The following is a 4,740-nucleotide window of genomic DNA, read 5'->3' on the forward strand; positions in this document are numbered from 1 at the left end:
GGGCGTCGACGGCCTGGTCGCGCTGCCCGAGTTCGCCGACGTCCAGCTCGTCTTCGACGCCACCTCGGCCGGCGCGCACAAGCGGCACGACGAGGTGCTGCGGGCACACGGGCGCACGGTCGTCGACCTGACCCCGGCCGCGGTCGGCCCGTACGTGGTGCCGCCGGTGAACCTCGACGAGCACCTGGCCGAGCCCAACGTCAACATGGTGACCTGCGGCGGGCAGGCGACGGTGCCGATCGTGCACGCGGTCGGCCGGGTCACCCCGGTCGCGTACGGCGAGATCGTCGCCTCGATCGCCTCGAAGTCGGCCGGTCCGGGCACCCGGGCCAACATCGACGAGTTCACCGAGACCACCGCCCGGGCGATCGAGGTGGTCGGCGGCGCCGAGCGCGGCAAGGCCATCATCGTGCTGAACCCGGCCGACCCGCCGCTGCTGATGCGCGACACGGTCTACTGCCTGTGCCCGGACGCCGACGCCGACCGGGTGAAGATCGCCGCCTCGGTGGCCGACATGGTGGCCGCCGTGCAGGAGTACGTGCCCGGCTACCGGCTCAAGCAGGACGTGCAGTTCGACGCCGTCGACACGTACGCGCCGGTGCTCGGCCGGCACTTCACCGGCCTGCAGGTGTCGGTGTTCCTGGAGGTCTCCGGCGCCGGGCACTACCTGCCCGCGTACGCCGGGAACCTCGACATCATGACGTCGGCCGCGCTGCGCACCGCGGAGCGGCTGGTGGCGCTGCGTTCCCCGGAGGGGGCACCCCGATGACCGACCTGTACATCCAGGACGTGACGCTGCGCGACGGCATGCACGCCATCGGGCACCGCTACACGGTCGACCAGGTGCGTACCATCGCCGCCGCGCTCGACGCGGCGGGTGTGGCCGCTGTCGAGGTGGCGCACGGCGACGGCCTGGCCGGTTCCAGCGTCAACTACGGGCACGGCGCCGCCGCCGACGCGGACTGGATCGCCGCTGCCGCCGAGGTGCTGACCACCGCGCGGCTGACCACGCTGCTGCTGCCGGGCATCGGCACCATCGCCGACCTGAAGGCGGCGAAGGCGCTCGGCGTGACAAGCGTCCGGATCGCCACGCACTGCACCGAGGCGGACATCTCCGCCCAGCACATCGCCTGGGCCCGGGAGAACGACATGGACGTCTCCGGGTTCCTGATGATGTCGCACCTCAACGACCCGGCCGGGCTGGCCGCGCAGGCCAAGCTGATGGAGTCGTACGGCGCGCACTGCGTCTACGTCACCGACTCCGGCGGGCGGCTGCTGATGTCCGACGTGGCGCAGCGCGTCGACGCGTACCGGCAGGTGCTGGAACCGGAGACGCAGATCGGCATCCACGCGCACCACAACCTGTCCCTGGGCGTGGCGAACAGCGTGCTGGCGGTCGAGCACGGCCGGATCCTCGGCGACGGCCCGCTGGGTTCGCCGTCCGGGCGGACCGTCCGGGGGGACGCGTCGCTGGCCGGCATGGGCGCGGGCGCGGGCAACGCGCCGCTGGAGGTCTTCGTCGCGGTCGCCGAGCTGCACGGCTGGAAGCACGGCTGTGACGTGTTCGCGCTGATGGACGCCGCCGACGACCTGGTCCGCCCGTTGCAGGACCGGCCGGTCCAGGTGGACCGGGAGACGCTCTCCCTGGGGTACGCGGGCGTCTACTCCAGCTTCCTGCGGCACGCCGAGCGGGCCTCGGCCAAGTACGGCGTGGACGTCCGCTCGATCCTGGTCGAGCTGGGCCGTCGCCGGATGGTCGGCGGCCAGGAGGACATGATCGTGGACGTGGCACTGGACCTGGCCGGTAAGGAGGCCGTGAGCGCGAGGAGTGAGCCGGGTTTGCGAGCCCCGCAGTCGCGAACGAAAGGTGGCACAGCATGATCGGGCCGGACATCGCCGGCATCGCGGAGAAGCTGGGCGCGGCGGCCGACACCGCCACCGCGATCCCGCAGCTCGCCGCCGAGACCGGCCTCGACGTCGACGCCGCGTACTCGGTGCAGACCGCGCTGGTGAAGCGCCGCCTCGACCGGGGCGAGCGGCTGGTCGGCCTGAAGATGGGCCTGACCAGCAAGGCGAAGATGGCGCAGGTCGGCGTGGACGAGGTGATCTGGGGCCGGCTGACCGACGTGATGCGGGTGCCCGACGGCGGCGCCGTCGACGTCGGTGACTTCATCCACCCGCGCGTCGAGCCGGAGGTGGCGTTCCTGCTGGACCGGCTGCCCGACCCGGGCGAACCGGTCGGCTCGTTCACCCGGGCGGTACGCGCTGTCGCCCCGGCGATCGAGCTGATCGACTCCCGGTACGCGAACTTCACCTTCTCCCTGCCGGACGTGGTCGCCGACAACACCTCGGCCGCCGCGTTCGTGGTCGGGCCGTGGTCGCCGGTGCCGGACGGGCTGGACAACCTCGGCGTGCTGCTGGAGATCGACGGGCGGGTGGCGCAGGTCGGCTCGACCGCGGCCATCCTCGGCGACCCGCGCCGCGCGCTGGACGAGGGCCTGCGGCTGGCCGGCCGGCACGGCGTCCGGCTGCGCAAGGGCTGGGTGTTCCTGGCCGGCGCGGCCACCGCCGCGGTGCCGCTGCGCCCCGGGGCGCACGTCCGCGCCACAGTGGAGAAGCTGGGTTCCGCCTCGATGAAGGCCCTGCCATGACGGCCCGCGTGGTGGCCGGGAAGGCCGTGCCGCGGGGCGCGTTCCCGCACGTCAAGGTGGCCGGCGGATTCGTCTACGTGTCCGGTACGTCGTCGCGCCGGCCGGACAACACGTTCGCCGGGGTGTCGGTGGACGAGCTCGGCACCACCGACCTGGACATCCGGGAGCAGACCCGGGCCGTGATCGAGAACATCCGGGACCTGCTGCGCTCGGTCGGCGCCGACCTCGGCGACCTGGTGCAGGTCACCAGCTACCTGGTCAACATGAACGACTTCGGTGGCTACAACCAGGTGTGGGCCGAGTTCTTCGACGCCACCGGCCCGACCCGGACCACTGTGGCCGTGCACCAGCTTCCGCACCCGCATCTGCTGATCGAGATGCAGGCCGTCGCCCTTCTTCCGTCGGGAGGTTCCCATGAGTGAGATCGCCGAGCCGTTCAGCTTCTCCGGCTGGATCGGCGACAACCAGCACCTGCTCAAGCCCCCGGTGGGCAACAAGGAGATGCTGCCCGGCAGCGACGACTTCATCGTCATGGTGGTGGGCGGCCCGAACCAGCGCACGGACTTCCACGTCGACCCGTACGAGGAGTTCTTCTACCAGGTCAAGGGCAACATGCACGTCAACCTGATGCTGCCCGAGGGGCCGCGTACGGTGCACGTGCGCGAGGGCCAGATGTGGATGCTGCCGCGCAACACCCCGCACTCGCCGCAGCGTCCCGAGGCCGGCTCGATCGGCATGGTGATCGAGCGGGTCCGCGAGGAGGGCACGCTGGAGAAGTTCCAGTGGTACTGCGCCGAGTGCCACCACAAGGTGCACGAGGTGGAGTTGCAGGTCCGCGACATCGCCGCCGACCTGCCCCCGGTCTTCGCCGCGTTCTACGCCGACGAGAAGGCCCGCACCTGCGACAACTGCGGCGCGCTGCACCCGGGCAAGGGCTGACGCCGGTGTCGATGCCGGTCGTGGACGTGCACACGCACGTCGTACCGAAGGGGTGGCCGGACCTCGCCGCGGCGTGCGGCGGGTCCGGCTGGCCCTGGCTGCGGGTGGACTCCGAGCGCGCCGCCATGATCATGGTGGGGGAGACGGAGTTCCGCCCGATCGGCGCGCAGTGCTGGGACGCGCCGACCCGGCTCGCCGACATGGCCGCCGACGGCGTGGACGTGCAGGTCGTCTCGCCCACCCCGGTCTTCTTCAGCTACGACCGCCCGGCCGACCAGGCGGTCAAGGTGGCCCGGATCTTCAACGACCTCACGCTGGAGGTCACCGCGGCCGGCGGCGACCGGCTGGTGCCGTTCTGCCAGGTGCCGTTGCAGGACGCGGACGCGGCCTGCGCCGAGCTGGACCGCTGCCTGGCGGCCGGGCACGCCGGGGTGGAGATCGGCAACCACGTCGGCGACCGGGACCTGGACGACGCGGGCATCGTGCAGTTCCTCACCCACTGCGCCGAGGTCGGCGCGCCGGTCTTCGTGCACCCGTGGGACATGCCCGGCGGCCCCCGCCTGGACCGGTGGATGGCCCGGTGGCTGACCGGGATGCCGGCCGAGACGCACCTGTCGGTGCTGGCGCTGATCCTCGGCGGCGTGTTCGACCGGGTGCCGGAGACGCTGCGGATCTGCTTCGCGCACGGTGGCGGCAGCTTCCCGTTCTGGCTGGGCCGCGCCGACAACGCCTGGCACCGCCGCGGCGACCTGGTACGCGGCGCGTCGAGCGCGCCGCCCAGCTCGTACGTGGACCGGTTCCACGTCGACTCGGTGGTCTTCGAGCCGGCCGCGCTGCGGCTGCTCGTGGACACCATGGGCGCCGAGCGGGTGCTGCTCGGCAGCGACTACCCATACCCGCTGGGGGAGCGGCCGGTGGGCCAGGTGGTGCACCGGGCGGACTTCCTCACCGACGATCAGCGGGCCGCGCTGCTCGGCGGCAACGCGCTGCGGTTCCTCGGCCGCTGAGACCGGCGCGGGTGCGTCCGTCGTCGCCCTAGAGTCGACGGACGCACCCGGCGCTGCGCAGGACCCCCCGGGCGTGTCGCCCGGCGTCCCGGCCGCCGGACCGGCAGGATGGACGGCATGGCCGAGCCGCACGTCCAGACCGC

The 4,740-nt window shown here is 72.6% G+C and carries 6 protein-coding genes; all 6 read left to right on the plus strand.

Annotation, left to right across the window (positions count from 1 at the left end; all coding sequences use genetic code 11):
* On the plus strand, nt 1-769 hold a 769-nt coding region (locus KBX39_RS23670), incomplete at its 5' end, for an acetaldehyde dehydrogenase (acetylating) (protein ID WP_210872567.1).
* A complete protein-coding gene (gene dmpG / locus KBX39_RS23675; protein WP_210872569.1) occupies nt 766-1,881 on the plus strand; it encodes a 4-hydroxy-2-oxovalerate aldolase in 1,116 nt (371 codons plus the stop codon). The genes KBX39_RS23670 and dmpG, both read left to right, overlap by 4 nt.
* The gene (locus KBX39_RS23680) at nt 1,878-2,651 is read left to right on the plus strand and encodes a 2-keto-4-pentenoate hydratase (RefSeq protein ID WP_210872571.1); all 774 of its coding nucleotides are present in this window, start codon (nt 1,878-1,880) and stop codon (nt 2,649-2,651) included. Before dmpG ends, KBX39_RS23680 begins: the two co-directional genes overlap by 4 nt.
* Nucleotides 2,648-3,073 (plus strand): RidA family protein, encoded by a 426-nt coding sequence (locus KBX39_RS23685; protein WP_069087300.1) that lies wholly within the window; start codon nt 2,648-2,650, stop codon nt 3,071-3,073. Before KBX39_RS23680 ends, KBX39_RS23685 begins: the two co-directional genes overlap by 4 nt.
* Nucleotides 3,066-3,590 (plus strand): 3-hydroxyanthranilate 3,4-dioxygenase, encoded by a 525-nt coding sequence (locus KBX39_RS23690; protein ID WP_030502185.1) that lies wholly within the window; start codon nt 3,066-3,068, stop codon nt 3,588-3,590. Before KBX39_RS23685 ends, KBX39_RS23690 begins: the two co-directional genes overlap by 8 nt.
* Nucleotides 3,591-3,595: 5 nt before the next feature.
* Nucleotides 3,596-4,597: an amidohydrolase family protein gene (locus KBX39_RS23695; RefSeq protein ID WP_176722732.1), complete on the plus strand. Its 1,002-nt coding sequence runs from the start codon at nt 3,596-3,598 to the stop codon at nt 4,595-4,597.
* Nucleotides 4,598-4,740: the final 143 nt, after the last annotated feature.

Source organism: Micromonospora sp. D75, assembly GCF_018070405.1.
GTDB lineage: Bacteria > Actinomycetota > Actinomycetes > Mycobacteriales > Micromonosporaceae > Micromonospora > Micromonospora chalcea.